Genomic DNA, 18,256 nt, shown 5'->3' with positions numbered 1-18,256 from the left:
TAACGGTAGAACGGATGCTTTTTAATTCACTACAGTTTTTACTGTTTTTTATAGTCGTTACCCTAAGCTATTTCAGTTTGAAGTGGCAGGGGCGATGGATATTGCTGCTGGTAGCCAGTTGTTATTTCTACATGGTTTTCCAGCCGTCGTATATCCTGATTCTATTCCTGACTATTATCATTGACTACATCGCTGGTATCTGGATTGAGCGATCGAGTGGGCGTTCCCGGCGCTGGCTGCTTATTCTGTCGCTGATTTCGAACCTGGGGATTCTGGCCTTTTTTAAATATCTAGGTTTTTTTACGGAAAACATTGCCGGTTTATTCGACTTTCTGGATATGCCGCATATTGCCGAAACCGTAACAGCAGGAGCCAATCGAGTGTTTGTAAAAGTGTTGCATATATTCGGTAAAAGCGGTATTTCTTCCTACAAAGACAATATGAGTATTCTGCCCATTGGCTTGTCGTTTCATACGTTTCAGGCCATGAGCTATACCATTGAAGTGTATCGGGGGAACCAGAAAGCCGAGCGACATTTTGGCATTTACGCGCTCTACGTCATGTTCTACCCCCAGTTGGTGGCTGGACCCATTGAGCGCCCGCAGAATGTGCTATGGCAATTCCATAAAACCTTTGCCTACGATGCTGAAAATGTAAAGGCCGGGCTCATGCAAATGGCCTTTGGATTGTTTAAAAAGCTGGTCATTGCCGATCGGTTAGCTATGCTGGTCGATTATGCGTACGGTAACCCGTCTGAACAAAATGGGCTCACCCTGCTGGCGGCCACATTCTTTTACACCTTCCAGATCTACTGTGACTTTTCGGGCTATTCGGATGTGGCGATTGGAGCGGCCCGCGTTATGGGCTTCACGCTCATGGAAAACTTCCGAACGCCCTACATTGCCCAGTCGATTTCGGAGTTCTGGCGACGCTGGCATATTTCGCTGTCGACCTGGTTTCGGGACTACCTCTATATTCCGCTGGGGGGCAACCGGAAAGGTGAGTTTCGGCAATACCTGAACATGCTGATTGTGTTTCTGGCCAGTGGCCTCTGGCATGGCCCCAACTGGACGTATGTTATTTGGGGTGGGTTAAATGGTGTGTACCAAATTCTGGCTGTACTGCGTGATAAACTCCTGTCGAAACTGGGCTTTTCTAGTACGCAACCCAGTTTGATTACTTCGCCCGTTCATGATCGGGAAAGTCAGAAGTCGCCCGTTCGGGTAGTTATCAATACGCTTATTACGTTCGTTCTGATCATGCTGACGTGGGTGTTTTTCCGGGCGCGAAGTGTGGGGGATGCCTTTATGATTCTGGGACGAATTGGTACGCTGTCGTTCAGCGATGTCATTCAAAGCCCTATGAATGCTGTCGAAATGTGGTTCAGTCTCTTTTTGATCGTTTTTCTGCTCATTAAAGAGGCCTTTGTTCTTTCCATTCCAACGCGGAATACGGTTCAGTTTGTTCTGTTGTTTACACTCATTACGTTCGTTACCTATCTGTTTGGCGTCTTCTCGTCCAACCAGTTTATTTATTTCCAGTTCTGACAAATAGCTGATTTGCAATTCGCGAATTGCAAATTTCGTAAAACGGTTTACTTGGCAGGGGCAAACGTCAATGCTACGCCGTTCATGCAATAGCGAAGCCCAGTCGGGTCGGGACCGTCGTTGAATACGTGGCCCAGGTGGGCATCACAGACCGAACAGCGCGCTTCCGTTCGGTTACCATCGGGTTCGGTATAGATGGCGTTGGGAACAATAGGTTCATAAAAACTTGGCCAGCCCGTATGGGAATCGAATTTGGTGGCTGATGAGAACAGGGGATTATGACAGCAGACACAGGCATACCTCCCGACTCGATGTTCGTGGTTCAGTTCGCTGCTATTAGGCCATTCGGTCCCGCGTTCGCGTGTGATGGTGTATTGAGAACGCGTCAGTAGAGACTTCCATTCTTCATCGGATTTCTCGACCCTGCGGTTGCCCGGTGAGGTAGTGCCTGCCGGTGGATGATGCAAAGGGCGGGGTGTGGTTACAAACGTACCATAAAGCCATAACCCGCCAATCAGAAGCAGCGCGATGAATAAAAAAAGGTACGTTGGCTTCATTGATTAACGAGTAAAAAGAGCGAACAGTGCTAAAATTTATTTCTGAAATCTTATTCTTTCGCTCTTGATTACCGTCCAATGGCTACTTTTCGGAGTATGGAATCAATGACCTGCAAGGTGGTAACGCCATCCGCTTCGGCTTCGTAATTGAGCATGATGCGATGATTGAATACGTCGGGGGCCACTTCTTTAATGTCCTCAGGAAGGACATAATCGCGTCGGTCGAAATAAGCGAGGGCTTTGGCGGCCAGGTTCAGATAAATAGTAGCCCGTGGCGACACACCGAACTGAATGTAGCGGGCTTCGTCACGTAAATTGTACTCCAGGGGACGTCGTGTTGCAAAAACCAGTTCGATGATGTACCGTTCCAGGGTTTCCGAAATCGTGATGCTATTGATTTCATTTCGAATGGCACTCAACTCTTCTTTTCCCAGTACCGGCTGTACTTCATAATCGAAATTGAGGTTCGACATCCGACGCATCACTTCCAGTTCGTCGTCCTTGTTAAGATAATCGACAAAGACTTTCATCATGAAGCGGTCTACCTGTGCTTCAGGCAGTGGATAGGTCCCTTCCTGTTCGACCGGGTTTTGGGTAGCCAGTACCAGAAAGGGTCGGTCGAGTACAAACGTTTCCTCGCCAATGGTTACCTGTTTTTCCTGCATGGCCTCAAGTAGTGCCGATTGAACTTTGGCGGGAGACCGGTTGACCTCGTCGGCCAGAATCAGATTGGCAAAAATAGGCCCTTGCTTTACCTCGAATTCAGCCGTTTTCTGATTGAAAATCATCGTGCCAATCAGATCGGCAGGGAGTAGATCGGGCGTGAACTGGATACGCTGGAAGTCGAGTTCAAGAACTTTGGCGAGTGTGTTGATCGTAAGTGTTTTTGCCAGACCGGGAACGCCTTCCAGTAAAATATGACCACCCGTAAACAGGCCGATCAGCAGGCGATTGAGCAGGCGTTCCTGCCCGACTACAACCTTGCTCATCTCACCGAATACCTCGCGGATTTTTGTATGGTAACTGAATGAAGTGGTCGATTGCATCTTGTATCGTTTTCAGTTTATGGTTTATGGTTTATAGTAGGCTGACGCATCAATGATCTTGCGCTAACTCACCGTAAACCGTAGACCGTAAACGTATAAACTAAAACGTAGCACGGATACTGCGATCCTTGCCGTGAATATCTTTGTATACCTGTATGTTGGAGAATCCCCGATCAGCAAATACCTGCCGGGTAGCTTCGCCGAAGCGCTCATTAATTTCAACGTAACAAGCCCCATCTTTAGTGAGATGGCGTGTGCAGAAATCGGCTACGGCTTTATAGAAAACCAGCGGATCATTATCATCAACAAATAAAGCCAGATCGGGTTCGTAATTGAGTACGTTCCGGTCCATGTCAGCGGCTTCGGAACGTGTTACATAAGGCGGATTACTGACAACGCAATCAAACCGTCGGCTAAAGTCGGAAGGAACGGCCAGAATGTCCTGAATCTCGAACTGTACATCCGCTTTCAGGTTTTGTGCATTACGCTGGGCGAGTGCTAACGCTTCGGCCGAAACATCCCAGCCCGTTACAACGGATTGGGGAAGAAACCGGGCCAGGGTAATGGCAATACACCCACTACCAGTACCAATGTCAACGATCGGTACATCGTCGGTTCGGTCGGCAAAATCGTGCATAATGAGCCTGACCAGGTCTTCGGTTTCAGGCCTTGGAATGAGCACATCGGGCGATACGTCGAACTCTAATCCACAAAAGATCGTCGTACCAATAACGTGCTGAATGGGTTCCTGTCGATTGAGACGTTCCAGAATTTTAAACCAGTCGGGTTCCGTGCGGTTTGGCGGGAGTGGTTTATCGGTCAGAACATCCGTTTTGCGCAGGCCGAAGTAATGGTCGAGTAGCATGAACGCCATTTCCCGCGCTTCTTCGGGCGGGTAGGCCGTGATGTTCTTACTGAGCCGGTCGTATAGAGGTTTGGCGGTGGCCATTGGGTTCTATCAGGTAATTTTGCCAAAAATAGGGAAGTTTATGATATTCGGTTTACAGTTTATGGAAAACCCATTTATGCGCCGTGCGCTCGAACTGGCTACACTGGGTCGTGGTCGGGTGAGCCCTAACCCAATGGTTGGCTGTGTGATCGTACATGATCGAAAAGGAGAGATTGACATTCCGTTTGCCAGAATAATAGGTGAAGGGTGGCATCAACGATACGGCGAAGCACATGCCGAACGCAACGCGATACTATCGGTTCGGTCACAGGATGCCCATCTGTTGCCCGAAAGTACAGCCTATGTAACGCTGGAACCCTGCTCGCATTACGGTAAACAGCCCCCCTGTGCCGATTTGTTGATCGAACGAGCGGTCGGTCGGGTTGTATGCTGTAACGACGATCCTAATCCGCTCGTGGCTGGTCAGGGCTTCGCCCGGCTTCGTGCTGCTGGTATTCAGGTCGAAACGGGAGTTATGAACGAAATGGGTCGCCAGTTGAATGCCCGTTTTTTTACTTTTTTTGAAAAGAAGCGCCCCTATATTATCCTGAAATGGGCCGAAACATCTGACGGATTTATTGGGGGCGAAGGTGCCCAGCCTGTCAAAATCAGTGGTGAATTAGCCCATCGGCTGGTGCATCGGTGGCGAGGTGAAGAAGATGGCATCATGGTGGGTACCAATACCGCCCGCAACGATAACCCTCGACTCAATACCCGACTTTGGCCTGGTAAGAATCCTGTTCGTATTGTATGGGACCGCAACCTGACCTTACCTGCTGATCTTCATGTATTCGACGGTTCTCAACCAACAATTGTTTACCATCAACGTCTCAAAGAGCGCAACGGCGAAAGTGTGGTAGAGCAAAAAGCCGATTCAACCCTTTTTCCACCCAGCTACTCAATCGCTCAATCACTCAATAACACCTTGCAGGACCTTCATCTACAGGGTATTCAATCGGTACTGGTTGAAGGAGGAGCCTCTCTGTTGCAATCATTCCTGGACGAGGGCGTGTGGGACGAGATGCGCGTATTCCGTAGTCCTCGTATGTTGGGTAACGGAATAAAAGCACCAATAGTGCAGGGGAGACTGGTTAGCCGAAAACAGGTAGGAGAGGATGAATTGAGTATTTACCAACCCAACTAGACTATGGATTGAGATGATTCGTATGACCAGTATCGGCCGTAGGAACGCCAGCCGATCGACAGTTTTTTGTTGGTAGGGCTATACACGAAAATAGCTCCAGAAAAGAATCCAGAGCTATTAAAAAACACATTTTGCGGAAAAATCTTAACCTACTTTAGCGATATAACTCATTAGGGGTTTTGTCCATAAGCATTACGATTGGGCAACCGGCGTAGCATTAACGCCAATATTACCACTAGCTACCAGCGTTGTTCCCTGCATTACCTTCACATTGGCATCATATGTACTCAACTTATCATAAAAACCAGCTTCATTGATTGTAAAATATTTGTTGCTGGAAAATGCACCAGTGGTTCCGTTGATGGTATCCAGCGGTTTGAGTGACGTAGTCAATGCGGCCGATAGCTTGCCCTGAAAGATCGAAGATGAATACGATGTGCCGGTTGCGGTGTTGTACAGACCCACTTCTACCAGCGTAACCGACGTGTTGTATTTATAAAAAACAACACGTCCATAGATATTTTTTCCATCCGTTGAGGCTAGGGTATACGCCTTATAGGTAGACAGTGTACCACCACCTGAAGCCGCATTATAGATTGGCTCATAGTTTTCCTGCTCACAGGAGGTCGACAGTACAAGCAGTGCAAATAGCAGGACTAGTGCTGGCATTGAGCGAAAGTGATAAACAAGGTGTTTCATTGTCTGGATACATTAAAGGTTGAATAACACACGGCCATAGTAATAGGCGCCGTTTGATCCTTGCTGATAGTTGGAGTACAGATAAAAACCACGGTTTTCAGGACGAAGGATCTCTGGGTATTGGTCAAGAATGTTACTGCCACCAATGGAAAATTTCAGGCTTTTATTTACAGCGTATCCGATGCTTAAGTCGAAGATCGTTTGAGGCTTAAAGGTCTGATCGTAGTAATTCCCCTTATCGTCGGCCGATACAGAAAGGGCCGTGATTTTTCCATAATAGGTGCCACGCAGCATCACATCCCATTTGTTTTGCCGATACATGACTGAGCCAATGAGTTTGGTGCGTGGGGTTCCGGTTTCAAACTGACCGATAATATCCCGGCTAAGGTATTTTTCGACCACCTGATCGGGTGTAAGATTCTCGACCTTCAGGCTGGGCGGGTTTCGGCTCAGGATGCTGTTCTGGCTGAAAATGGCAGCCAGGCTGTAAGTGAGGCTTTTGTTGCGGGACAGATTCTGGGTGTAGTTGCCAACCAGTTCAAGGCCTTTGGAGCGTACATTGGCTCCGTTGACGAAGAACTGAGCCTGACCAGCACCGATTACTTCATCATAGTGATTACCTACTTCCTCAGCACTAAAGAAACTGGTCTGAAAAATACGGTTATCGACATCAATCTGATAGGCATCTACGGTGACCTCAAAACCCCGTGTAGGCTGGTAGGTGAGGCCCAGGCCATAAGTCCGGGAGTTTTCCTGGCTAAGACCTTTGATGCCCAGCACGCGGGCAGCTGTGCTGTTGGTCGCATAGGTAGTAACGTCCAGAGGTTGAGGCACTCCGTTGGCATCGGGTATAAAGGCCGTAGTGGTGTGGGTGAAATTCAACTCCTGCAACGAAGGTGCCCGGAAGCCTGAGGCAATAGAGCCCCGGACAGTAAGATTCTTGGCGATGTTGTACCGGGCTGCTAATTTACCAATCGCTACTCCGCCAAAGTCAGAATAGTTTTCAATCCGTACGGCAGCCGCCAGCAAGAGTTTCTGGGTTAACTCAAGCTCGGTATCCAGATATGCCGCCATCGTTGTGCGGAACGCGTTACGCTCATCTTTAGGCCCAAATCCAGAAAAGCACTGGCAGTTGGCTGCAAAGTTTTTGACCGTAATTTGCTGCCCGGCAAATACAGACAACGGTTTTCCATCGGCCCCTACAATCGGCTGAGCGGCTTCATTCTGTAACGGTAATCCGTTGGGACCAACCAGCAATCCTGCCTGCGTAGCGGTCAGAATGCCTGCATCGCCGTACGTATAGCTCTCATCCTGTCCTTTAATGATCTTGTAGTTTTCAACCCGCATCTCTGCACCAAACGCGACGTTCAGGCCGCTCATAACCCCCTTGAAATACCGCGAGAAGTCAAGGTTGGTGGAGTTCTGGGTGAACTGGTTCGTGCCAATGTTCATATCGACCGGCGAGTTAGCGCCGATTGATGCATTGAAGGTGTTGGTCATGCTAATCAGCGAGGTATTCCGACCGAATGTGTTGCTAAAATCGACGCTGAACTCACCCAGTTTACTGCGGATACCGACCGTGTTGGATATATCGGCTGTATTGGTGATCAATTGTGGCCGGAATCCATTGGGATAGAGCAGATAATTGAATCGATCCGTTTGGGCAGGGCGACGATAGTAGCAGGAGAATCCTTTCAGGTATTTGTACGACATACCCCCGAAACTGTAGAGCGTCGTATTGGCGTTGATTTCATACCCTGCGTTATAGAACATCGAACCCATCGTGATACCGGGCATACCCGCATATACCGAAAAATCGGAGGGTGTGAGGCCACGGGCGCTCAGTAAACCCGCTTCTGTTTTCAGGCTGGTGGCAGAAGTTGTGTTGCCAGCCGCCAGCGCGTTAACCAGTTCGGGATTAGTAATAATAGGGCGGCCATATTTGTCGGTACGCAGGTTGTTCAGGTATGTGTTGTCGTAGATCTCCCAGTCGTTTACAAACTGGCGAATGGTTGGCCGACGCTGGGTGATCTGGCCTGTTAGGTTAAGAAAGCCTTTGTCGCCAATCTTGAAGCCATAGTTTGCATCGAACTGGTAGTTGAAGCCATCGGGTTTGCCCGCCTTGGTCAGATCGCCAGCCTGCCCACCTGAGTTGAGATACCCACCACCCGTCAGGCTACTCGTTAATTTGTTCGTTCCTTTTTTCAGAATGATGTTCACCACCCCGGCAACGGCATCCGAACCGTACTGAGCCGCTGCACCATCGCGCAGAATTTCGACCCGATCAATCGATGCGGCTGGTATGGTCATCATATCGACCGATGTGGAAGGACTACCAACGGCCGTTGTACCGATCAGGAGCGATGACGTGTGCCGCCGTTTGCCATTGACGAGAACCAGAATCTGGTTGGGTGCCATATTTCGTAGCTGTACCGGATCGACGTGAGAGTCGAGGTCGCCCCCCTGGTTTCGGACCGCGTTAAAGCTAGGAGCAACAAAGGCAAGCATCTGGGCCAGGTCAATCTGAGGCAAGTCGCCCATAATGTCTTTAATCGAGATAACATCCACGGGTACAGGTGTTTCCAGAATGGTTCGTCCCGTATTGCGTGTACCCGTTACGACTAACTCGGTCAGTTGGGTAGCATCCTCGTCGAGCGATATGTTAATATTGGTTTGATCGCCTACTTTTATCTCTTTGGATTTGAAGCCGATAAAGCTAACAACCAATACATCACTTGGAGAAGCGTCAACCGAAAACATGCCCTGAGCATCTGTAATCGCACCTTTGCGGCTATTGCCTTTCACCAGTACATTGACGCCCTGTAAAATTTCAGCATTGCCGCTGGAGCTGACTTTCCCGGTTACTTTTCGGGTCTGAGCCAACGTCGTTTGTGGCACTAGTATTATCAGTGCTAACACGGTAACCAGCACTGGCATTACGTGAAGTAGAAGTCTCTTTTGTTTCATAATTATTGATGAAAAGTTAGATTGGATAATCCACGTTTTCCCCTGCCCAGGGGGTAGGAAAGGAGAGCAGTAAGGCATTCTGTATGCTGATGACTCACGCAATTGTTTGATTTTAGCCAGATTGATGATGAATGGGGCGTATAAATCAGCTCTGTTGCCGACGGTGTACAGAGGGATGCTGTTGGCTTACATTGGAAATGTGCTGCTTCATAGAGCGTTGCACCTCGGATCGCCCCATTGTCAGGCCGGCCGGCGATCGATAAAGTAAAATTCCCGGAGAATACCTTCGGCCTATTGTGTGTCCGCTGATTGATTCGTACGGTTTTATCATACTGATAAGTTGAACGGTAAGTAATACTTAGTTTTAATCACTAGACAATACACGACCTGACAGGGATTTTAGGGCCCATACGGAAGGCAAAAAAATACTATTGAAATCGGGCTATAGCGTATCGACTACGGGTTAGTTTCTGGCTATTAGCTTTTTTGATAGAGTGCCTCTCAGTTAAAACTCTAGCGCGCTATTGAGAGTATATTTTGTTGTACTTAGTCGAAATTACAAACTATAATAACGTTGTCAAGTGTAAATGTAGAATATAATACTGAATTATATGAATAGTGCAACAGAAAATTATATAGCTTCTATTTTTCTATTATCTGTTTTCTAAATATCCGTATTTATACTTACTTGATAAACCGTAAGCATAGTAGTTCAACTAAAACAAATTACCCCCGAAAAATAGCTGTGCAAGATGGGTTTTATCTGAGCCAGCTACCGTTCGAGGGTAACGTTAGAATATTGAAGAGGAAAGGGTAGGGTACAGCCCTCAACGGATAGCTACACCCTGGGTCCAGACCCCTTTTGTGTAGAGTGATTGATCTGTCCGTACCAGGTTAGCGACGTACCCTGGCTGAATCTTTCCCAGTTGGTGGCCCATGCCGATAATGTCGGCTGGAACCGTTGACGCCATGCGAAGCGCGTTGGTCAATGGAATCCCGGCTTTTTCAACCGCTATTCGAACGCAGTCGATTAGGGTTATGGCGGAACCTGCCAGATTTCCTTCATCGTTGACGTAACGCCCAGGTCCACTGCTATCTGGTTCATAATGAACGACAAACTGGCCGAGAGTAAACGAAGGGCGGGGTGGATTGGCGAATAAGGCATCCGAAATAAGAAATAACCGTTCGCCAAGCAATCGGTAGGCAATACGGATGGTAGTGGGATTGCAATGATAACCATCTGCAATGATGCTGGCCCGAACGGTAGGATGATCGAATACGGCCCCGACAACACCCGGCTCGCGACTTTCAAAACCTCGCATGGCATTATACAAGTGCGTAGAAAGCGACACACCATTGTCGAAGGCGGCTGTAGCTTGCTCATAAGTAGCATTACTATGGCCCAGCGAAAGCAGCGTAGTAGGATGCTTCAATTGCTTGATGGCCACAAAATGCTCTGGCGAAAAAATTTCGGGAGCCAGTGTCAGTATACGAATGATGTCGGCATTTGTACTGAACAGGGCTTCCAGCTCACCTTCGGCGGGAGTTCGTACATAGGCCATGCTATGGGCTCCCCGCTTGACAGGGTTAAAATAAGGCCCTTCAATGTGTAGACCCGGTACCCCAAATGGGTCTTCGTCTCGAACTACCACTACGGCTGCCATCGCTTGCTGCATAATAGCCAGCGAGGTTGAGTGAATGGTTGGTAGGAGAGTCGTAGTGCCATTGAAGGCATGTGAGTTATAAATGTGACGAACCGTATCGGGGGTTGGTACCTCGTTTAAGAATAGATTCGAACCACCATATAATTGAAGATCGATGAGGCCGGGAATAAGACAATCACCTGCCAGATCGATACTGGATGCTGAATCGGTAGAAAGATTGTTGGCTGTTGTAATTTCCTGAATCCGACCATTTTCTACGCGGACGGTTGCATCGGTAAGCCATTCATCGCCAGTAAAGACGGTAGCGTTGATAAACTGATTCATGTAAGGATGGAGCTTTTACCTCGTATTACAGGCAGATGATGACCGGAATCTACCCGATTTTTCGTTTTTTTGTGAACAATTTCTTTTACGTTTTTCAGTTTACGGTAGGCGGACGCCTAGTTGCTTTCGCGTCAGTCCACCCTAAACCGAAAACTATAAACAATAAACTGCTTGAACGCTGTTCGTTTAACTCCTCCTGCCAGCCTAACCAGCCCCGGCCTTGTCCAGGCTACGATTCCATTGGCTTCGTCGAAAAGTGAAAGTAACCGTGCTTTGATCATTGATGCCCTGGCTGGCTTTCAATCGGATCTGCATAACCTGTCGACCGCTCGCGATACACAAACGATGATTCGGTTGCTTAAATCGGACGACAGTACCGCCGATGTACTGGATGCAGGTACGACGATGCGTTTTCTGACAGCTTATTTTGCGGCAACCGGACAGAGTAAAACGATGACAGGCACCCCGCGCATGTGTGAACGGCCTATTGGTATTCTGGTCGATGCGTTGCGAACCCTTGGTGCTGATATTACCTATTTGAACAAAGATGGCTATCCTCCGTTGCAATTGAATGGATTTAAGCCTTTGGGCACTAGCCGAGTACAAATTCGGGGCGATGTAAGTAGCCAGTACATTTCGGCCTTGCTGATGATTGCTCCTACCTTGCCCAACGGGCTGACCCTGGAATTGACTGGGGCTATCGGCTCGCGGCCGTATATTGAAATGACGCTGGAGCAAATGATCTGCTTCGGGGCCGATGTACGGGCTGACTGGGATGCGAAAACGATTACTGTAGCCCCCAGGCCGTATATTCCTACAGCCTATACTATCGAGTCGGATTGGTCGGGAGCCAGTTACTGGTATAGTGTAGCGGCTTTAGCACTTGATGAAACGGCTGAAATCACCCTCTTAGGGTTGAAACCAAAATCGTTGCAGGGCGACAGTGCTATTGTGTCGATTATGCGATTGTTAGGTGTCGAAAGCACGTTTACAGAACAGGGCGTTCGGCTCACTAAACACCCGGCTGCTGAGTCGCTGGCCTGGGATTTTACCGATTGCCCTGATCTGGCACAGACTGTGGCGGTTTGCGCGGCTGTAAAAGGAGTTACGCTACGACTCACGGGTATCGAAAGCCTGAAAATTAAAGAGACCGACCGGGTGGCCGCTCTACAGGCTGAATTGCAGAAAATTGGCGCCGAATTAGTTGAAATAGATCCGAACCATCGGTATGAAGTTCGACGCTTGGGCCAGACGCACACGGTTCCGGCTGTCATTAAGACCTACGACGATCACCGGATGGCTATGGCTTTTGCACCTGTAGCCATGCGGGAGGAAATTATCATTGAAGAACCAGGCGTAGTCGCTAAATCCTACCCCAGTTTCTGGGACGATATGGCCCGAGTAGCTACCGTTGAGTTTGTCTCAGCAGGCCAGATAGCCAACTGACGGATACATAACAGGCGCAAAAGTTTTGGTATGCAGACTGCTCCTAGACTTATTATAGACGGGTAGTGTGTCATTAAGTATGCATTTTCTTTATTATTGGTTGCTAATTTCTTGTTGTGTATATTGCGAATAGGTATATTGCCCGCACATATTTTACTAAATTATATTCGCTAAATGACCCCTAATCGTAGACTTGATCAGTTGGAGCCACTAATGGCTGATTCACTTCAGAAGATTGATCGCTTGATCGAAGGACAAGGCCAGCTTGTTGAATTGGCTACCAATACAAAAAGTGAACTCGACCAGGTAAAAAAAACGGGAGAGCTTACAGCCATTGGGTTAGCAAATCTAACCGTTACCACGCAAAAACAACTGGAGATATTGCAAGCTGGTCAGGAAGAGCTTCGACTTGAACAGAAGAGCTTGAACGAAAACTATGATGGGTTGCGTCTAGGTCAGGAACGGATAGAAGCAAATTATGATGAATTGCGTCTAGGTCAGGAACGTTTGGAGGCAAACTATGATGGATTGCGACTTGGTCAAGAACGGATAGAAGCAAATTATGATGAATTGCGAATTGGCCAAGAAATCTTAAAAAGAGGACAAGGTCAGTTAACAAAAGCTTACGAAGAACTTAGAGTGAGTCAGGAAAAATTGGTGGCTGGCCAGGAATTGATTTTACAGATTCTACGGGAAAAACTCTCATAAATAACGTTAGGTAAAAAAGTGAATGCCGTTTTGGGCTAAATAAGATGATGACACGCCGGGAGCAATTTGATGAACAGGGGTATCTGATCGTTCGGAACGTGTTTACGCCCGACGAGGTAGCCCAGTTGCGGCAGGCAGCCTATACCTATCGAGACCAGCAGCAGAAGCTTGGCCTCGTTAAACAGGTAAAGCAAGCTGCCTCCGTAAAAGGTGATTTATTGAGTAAGGAGAAGCTTGGCTGGGTAATTTACGATCCAAGAATTGTAACCATCGCTACTGAACTTCTGGGCGATACTCCCGTTTACTTTTCCGATAGCACCTATCAGATTGGCACCGGAACCCGTGGTTTTCACCGAGACAATATCGATCGGTATCAGTTTGGGCAGGGAGCCGATTGGGATGGCCCGTATCCGCTCATCCGATTTGGTATTTATTTGCAGAATCACGATACCTACAGTGGTGGCATTCGCTTTAAGGCTGGTAGCCATAATGCAGCCGATGGTGCCGATGTATTTGCCGATACCCGCGCGGGGGATATTGTCGTCTGGAACATGCGGACTCTCCATAGCGGAAATGCCCGACGAATGAAAGTTTTTAATAGTCTGCCCCTGCACGTTGGGCTCGAAAATCGCCTGCCCAACTTTCTGTTTCGCGAGCAGCAAGGCGAACGGGTCTCGCTTTTCTTTAGCTACGGACTGGAAGGTAAACATCTCGACCGATACCTGGAACAGCATATCCAGAAACGGGCGGATATGCAGGAAAACGTCCGGCTATCGACCTTTTCGACGGATACGCTTCAAAAAGCCCAGGCGAATAATATTCGGGTGCTGGACGTGAAAAAACTGGTGGAGTAGGGCGCTATCGATCTCGTTGCTGCTTCAGTTCGTGCTGCTTGCCGTAAATGTAGCGAAGCGACATACCAAATCCCCAGCCTGTGCCGTTGGCCGTAGCAGATGCATACTGAACCGATGATTTATTAATCGAATAAATCAGGTCGGAACGAAGGGCATCGCCAATTCCCCAGTATTTTCGTAAATATCCTCCTAATTCGAGCGAAGAGGATATACGTACGTTGTATTCGAAACCTGCTTCAGCAAGCCCGGTAATCTGGTTTGTACTGGTTGAATTGTCGAGCCGCAGGGTATCGATACGATTGCCACGGCCTCCATACATATACCCGATAAGTTTGAAGTCGTCCAGTTGTTTGGTGCCGTTGGGAATCAACCACGCACCACCCGTAATCCAGAACCCTGTCCCATTTTCGGCTTTCTTACCAAATCCAATCCGTCGCTTTATCCGCAATGGAATACCGCTCCCACTATTCTGGTACGTATACACTAATGGCTGATTTCCGTTTGCGATGGTGATGTTCAGATGAATAGGCGAACGCGCATAGCCCGTTTCGACAGCCCAGGCATTGCGATAGGTATAGCCGGTCAGTACGCTCCAGACACCTTTAAACTGAGTGGCACTATTAACCAGCCGATTAAATGTGTTCGTTAGATTGCTGACGTCGCTCCGAAAACCACCTTCTATTGCTACAGACCAAGTTTGAATTTCACGAAGCTGATGAAGTAGTAAATAGTCGGACTGTCGACCACTTGCCGTTCGGCTGGTACTCGATCGGGGCCTGTTGGAGCGTTGTTCCGGGTCGTCAGTAAGTACGTTCCGGCGGATAGGAGGTGGGGCCGTTTCGCTGGTGTCAATCTCAATAATCTGAGCGAGAGCCGAGATGGATTGACAAAACAGAAACAAGAAGAGTAAACAGTGTTTCACCATATAAGCTTGTTCTGATAGGTAATACTAATCACGGTTACGCAACTTTGCGGGCAAGTGTTGCCAAATTTAGGAAGTTATATCATCCGAGTAACTCAGAGCCCATTCAGTAGCCTGTTGTGACCACTAGCCTTCATTTTTTCGTGAAAAGTCAATCGAATTGCGCGCTTTGTCAGCGACCAGTTTTGGCGTTCGTCGGACCTTTGTCATGTACTAATCGAGACACGAACCAATGAAGACCTTACTCAAATCCGAAGAGTTAATTCAATTCCTGGGTGCTATTTATCTGTTTTCCCGACTGAATTTTGCCTGGTGGTGGTTTCCCGCCCTGATTTTAGTGCCAGACATCAGCATGATTGGTTATCTGGTCAATCCGGCCATTGGGGCTGTTTTATACAATATCGTGCACCACAAAGGATTGGGGATTGCGATTGGGCTACTGGGGCTGATGCTGGGCAGTCAGAATCTGATACTGGCCGGGATTATTTTGTTTGCCCATTCAAGCATGGACCGAACGATGGGTTACGGCCTGAAATACGTCGATAGTTTCAAACATACCAGTCTGGGGAACCTGTAACGCGTTACGACGCCATTCGAAAAGCGCCCGGTGTTTGGCCTGTCCACTTTTTGAATGAGCGGAAAAAGACGCTGGGTTCTGCAAAACCAAGCAGATAGGAAATATCGGTGGTGCTAAGATTGGGTTCACGCAGGTGCCGGACAGCTAGTTCTTTTCGGGTTTCATCGAGTAATTGCTGGTAGGAGGTACCTGCCTCTTTCAGACGTAATTGTAGGGTGCGAATGCCGATCGCCAGTCGGTCGGCCACGGTAGCCAGGGTAGGCTCTTCGCCTTTCATGATCGTAACAAGTTCCGTTTTGACCCGGCTGCTGATGGATGGCGTTTTAAGCTTGTCGAGTAGATCATTGGCATGCTTCTCAAATAGCGCCGACAGGGTTGGGCTGGCGTTTAAAATGGGCAGATCGAGTAGAGAGGCATCGAGAATCATGGCTGTTTGTGGAGCGTCGAAGGTGAGTTTCGCGGGAGTAAATACCCGCTCATGCTCCCGAATGTCGATGGGACGCGGATAGGCAAATTGAATTTCCTTGGCGGTAATGGCTACCCCTGTCAACGCCCGCATAGCAGACAGGTAAACCGATAGTTCGGAATTGTAGGTATAATCCGGGTAGCGAATATCGGTGCTGGTAATGCGTAATGACAGGATGTATTGATTGCCAATTAGTCGCCCGGTTGTAGCAACCCCTTCGCAGGCAATATCCTGATAGTGACAGAGTTTCTCCAGTGCCCGGCCCAATGTAGGACTGTGCATCATCACATAAGCCAGTACACCAGCGGCAACAGGATTAACTAATTCGCCCAGTTTCAATGGAATCGTGGGGTCGCCGGTAACACGAACAATCTCCTGCCATAAAGCCTGTATCTGCCAGATAAATACGCGTCCGTCGGGGTCACGGAGTTGCTCAGGTGCAATGCCGACCGTTTGAATGAGTGGCTCCGTATCAACCCCCTGTTGTCGAACGGCAAACAAAATCAGATTGATAGATGCAACGGAAAGCGTGTCGTGAGTAGTGGACATGTAGCAAATTACGTTCGTCAGCAATAATCAATGATTGGCTCTGTCGGGTCATCGTTGCGAATAAAAGCCATGCTATTCTTTTTGGGAAAAGCGGATACTATGTTTGAGACGCAGCCAGTTCGGTACGCAAGTTCCTAAAATAGTCGGATGACCGCAACAGGCGGCTTCCGTACCAGGAAAACAGTTCGCCATCAACCAGCACCACTCGGGCGTTTGGACAAATAGCCTGCAGTTCAGCAATATGCTTGTCAGCAAATGGGTACGGCTCAGAGGATAAGAAGATCAGGTCGGGTCGGGCTCCCTGAAGATCATAGGCCGTGATTTCGGGGTAGCGTAGCCTATCTGAAAATGCGTTGGAAAAACCGGCAACTTCCAGCATGAAATGGATAAACGTTTGATCGGCGGCCACCATGTACGGATTTCGCCAGATCAGATAAGCAACCCGTTTGGGCGATGGATTAGCGAAGGAGCAAAGCCTATTGCCAATCTGACTGGCCAGATCGGTTGCTTCCTGCGGTTTACCGACTAGAGCACCTACTTCCCGAATCATCGCCAGTGCATCCGATACCGTAATCACATCCGTTACATGAACCCGGTATTGCTGCTGCAATTCTTCGATCTGCTCCCGGCTGTTTTCCTCTTTGTTGGCAATGATCAGGTCAGGGTATAAGTCTCGAATTTTGTTACTATTCAGGGTTTTAGTACCACCAACAATTGTCTTGTTCTTAACTTTATCAGCCGGATGAATACAGAATTTAGTAACACCCACTACCGCATTGTCGAGCCCAAGATCAAAGAGTAGTTCAGTTTGTGAAGGTACCAGAGAGATAATTCGTTGCGGGCTCATAACCTATGACATTCGACGGGTAAAATTACCGACTCAGCACCTAATAAACCCCTTTTAACGAGATTTGGACTGCTAGTTGAAAAAATTATGCAACGTTTACAATCAGAAATCCTCATTTCACTATGAAACCAGGTATTGTAACCCTATTAGTTATAGGTCTGACCGCAACCGCAGCGCTGGCGCAGACCAATGCCCCCACGGCGGGCAAGATTACATACGAAGGGATGCGTCAGATTGATCGTTCGCAAATGCGGATGGTTATCAACGGACAGGAGGTTCGTCCGGGTAGTGCCGGGGCTCCTGATGCACCGGAAGGGCTTCCCGAAACCATTTCGTTTACGCAGAAGCTGGTGTTTTCTGGTTCAATGGCCAAAGAGGAACGGGATCGGCAACAGGGACCAATGATGTTTCGTCGACAAATGGGCGATGGTGTTCCCGATGGAAACGGTGCATCCGCTGGTGGTGGCGAACGACCTAACCGTCCGCGTGGTGATATGCGGATGAATTTTCCATTTGAGCAACAGACGTACCTGGATCTGGCGAATAAGCAGCGCATTGATGTACTAACCGTTAAAAAAGATTCGGTTACGACCATCTACCGAACCGACCGCCCTATGCCAGCCGCAACCGACTGGCAAACCAGCGATAAAACGAAGAAAATCGCGGGGTATATTTGTCATAAAGCCACGGCCACGCATCGGAAAATGCCGTATACAATTTGGTACACCACCGATCTGCCGTTTACGTACTCACCCGTAGCCGACCTGACGCCCCCCCAGGGTGTGGTATTGCTGATCGAGTCCGATACAGAGTCGTACAAGGCGACTGGGGTGATGACAGAAAGCGTGGCCGAGGCATCGGTTCAGCCGCCTAAAGAGGCCAAAGTGGTTTCTGCTGAAGAGATGGAACAGATCCGTCGTAAGGGAATGGCTGATTTCCGGCAGCGGATGATGCAAAACATGCCATTTCAAAGGAATGACTAGTATAAAA

Annotated in this window: 16 protein-coding genes; 7 read left to right on the top strand and 9 right to left on the bottom strand. The window is 48.4% G+C overall.

What is annotated here, in order from left to right:
• Window positions 1-14: 14 nt before the first annotated feature.
• On the top strand, window positions 15-1,547 hold the full coding sequence (locus tag B5M13_RS18305) for an MBOAT family O-acyltransferase (protein ID WP_080057040.1): 1,533 nt from the start codon (window positions 15-17) through the stop codon (window positions 1,545-1,547).
• 47 nt (window positions 1,548-1,594) lie between these two features.
• On the opposite strand, the gene msrB is transcribed toward B5M13_RS18305, so the two are convergent.
• The 3 genes from msrB to prmC all read right to left on the bottom strand — a co-directional run bounded on the left by msrB (window position 1,595) and on the right by prmC (window position 4,099).
• Window positions 1,595-2,104, bottom strand: coding sequence for a peptide-methionine (R)-S-oxide reductase MsrB (msrB, locus tag B5M13_RS18300; protein WP_080057039.1), 510 nt, complete (start codon window positions 2,102-2,104; stop codon window positions 1,595-1,597).
• Window positions 2,105-2,172: 68 nt separating this feature from the next.
• Entirely contained in the window at window positions 2,173-3,150 is a 978-nt protein-coding gene (locus B5M13_RS18295) for an AAA family ATPase (protein ID WP_080057038.1), read from the bottom strand.
• A gap of 100 nt (window positions 3,151-3,250) precedes the next feature.
• The gene (prmC, locus tag B5M13_RS18290) at window positions 3,251-4,099 is read right to left on the bottom strand and encodes a peptide chain release factor N(5)-glutamine methyltransferase (protein ID WP_080057037.1); all 849 of its coding nucleotides are present in this window, start codon (window positions 4,097-4,099) and stop codon (window positions 3,251-3,253) included.
• A gap of 40 nt (window positions 4,100-4,139) precedes the next feature.
• Between prmC and ribD the strand changes: the two genes are divergently transcribed.
• Window positions 4,140-5,243, top strand: coding sequence for a bifunctional diaminohydroxyphosphoribosylaminopyrimidine deaminase/5-amino-6-(5-phosphoribosylamino)uracil reductase RibD (gene ribD / locus B5M13_RS18285; protein WP_245859377.1), 1,104 nt, complete (start codon window positions 4,140-4,142; stop codon window positions 5,241-5,243).
• A gap of 192 nt (window positions 5,244-5,435) precedes the next feature.
• Here ribD and B5M13_RS18280 read toward each other — a convergent pair whose 3' ends face one another.
• From B5M13_RS18280 to nagA, 3 genes are all read right to left on the bottom strand, one after another.
• Complete coding sequence (locus B5M13_RS18280; protein ID WP_245859376.1) at window positions 5,436-5,942, bottom strand: hypothetical protein; 507 nt, start codon at window positions 5,940-5,942, stop codon at window positions 5,436-5,438.
• Between the two features lie 12 nt (window positions 5,943-5,954).
• Window positions 5,955-8,909, bottom strand: coding sequence for a TonB-dependent receptor (locus tag B5M13_RS18275; protein WP_080057035.1), 2,955 nt, complete (start codon window positions 8,907-8,909; stop codon window positions 5,955-5,957).
• 827 nt (window positions 8,910-9,736) lie between these two features.
• On the bottom strand, window positions 9,737-10,897 hold the full coding sequence (nagA, locus tag B5M13_RS18270; protein ID WP_080057034.1) for an N-acetylglucosamine-6-phosphate deacetylase: 1,161 nt from the start codon (window positions 10,895-10,897) through the stop codon (window positions 9,737-9,739).
• Between the two features lie 171 nt (window positions 10,898-11,068).
• Here nagA and B5M13_RS18265 point away from each other — a divergent pair, with 171 nt between their 5' ends.
• The 3 genes from B5M13_RS18265 to B5M13_RS18255 all read left to right on the top strand — a co-directional run bounded on the left by B5M13_RS18265 (window position 11,069) and on the right by B5M13_RS18255 (window position 13,905).
• A complete protein-coding gene (locus tag B5M13_RS18265) occupies window positions 11,069-12,343 on the top strand; it encodes a 3-phosphoshikimate 1-carboxyvinyltransferase (protein ID WP_080057033.1) in 1,275 nt (424 codons plus the stop codon).
• 174 nt (window positions 12,344-12,517) lie between these two features.
• Window positions 12,518-13,051: a hypothetical protein gene (locus B5M13_RS33815; RefSeq protein ID WP_179950453.1), complete on the top strand. Its 534-nt coding sequence runs from the start codon at window positions 12,518-12,520 to the stop codon at window positions 13,049-13,051.
• 44 nt (window positions 13,052-13,095) lie between these two features.
• On the top strand, window positions 13,096-13,905 hold the full coding sequence (locus tag B5M13_RS18255; protein ID WP_080057032.1) for a phytanoyl-CoA dioxygenase family protein: 810 nt from the start codon (window positions 13,096-13,098) through the stop codon (window positions 13,903-13,905).
• A 4-nt stretch (window positions 13,906-13,909) separates the two neighbouring features.
• Here B5M13_RS18255 and B5M13_RS18250 read toward each other — a convergent pair whose 3' ends face one another.
• Window positions 13,910-14,830 (bottom strand): hypothetical protein, encoded by a 921-nt coding sequence (locus B5M13_RS18250; protein ID WP_245859374.1) that lies wholly within the window; start codon window positions 14,828-14,830, stop codon window positions 13,910-13,912.
• Window positions 14,831-15,059: 229 nt separating this feature from the next.
• On the opposite strand from B5M13_RS18250, the gene B5M13_RS18245 reads away from it, so the two are divergent.
• Window positions 15,060-15,404 (top strand): DUF4260 domain-containing protein, encoded by a 345-nt coding sequence (locus B5M13_RS18245; protein ID WP_080057031.1) that lies wholly within the window; start codon window positions 15,060-15,062, stop codon window positions 15,402-15,404.
• 4 nt (window positions 15,405-15,408) lie between these two features.
• Here the strand turns inward: B5M13_RS18245 and B5M13_RS18240 are convergent, their stop codons facing one another.
• Together B5M13_RS18240 and B5M13_RS18235 are read right to left on the bottom strand one after the other, a co-directional pair.
• On the bottom strand, window positions 15,409-16,419 hold the full coding sequence (locus B5M13_RS18240) for an AraC family transcriptional regulator (RefSeq protein WP_080057030.1): 1,011 nt from the start codon (window positions 16,417-16,419) through the stop codon (window positions 15,409-15,411).
• 97 nt (window positions 16,420-16,516) lie between these two features.
• On the bottom strand, window positions 16,517-17,266 hold the full coding sequence (locus tag B5M13_RS18235) for a helical backbone metal receptor (protein WP_080057029.1): 750 nt from the start codon (window positions 17,264-17,266) through the stop codon (window positions 16,517-16,519).
• Between the two features lie 122 nt (window positions 17,267-17,388).
• On the opposite strand from B5M13_RS18235, the gene B5M13_RS18230 reads away from it, so the two are divergent.
• Window positions 17,389-18,249, top strand: a complete 861-nt coding sequence (locus B5M13_RS18230; RefSeq protein WP_080057028.1) for a GLPGLI family protein — start codon at window positions 17,389-17,391, stop codon at window positions 18,247-18,249.
• Window positions 18,250-18,256 lie beyond the last annotated feature (7 nt).

The organism is Spirosoma aerolatum, from assembly GCF_002056795.1.
GTDB lineage: Bacteria > Bacteroidota > Bacteroidia > Cytophagales > Spirosomataceae > Spirosoma > Spirosoma aerolatum.
This window is presented reverse-complemented; position numbering and strand designations above follow the sequence as displayed.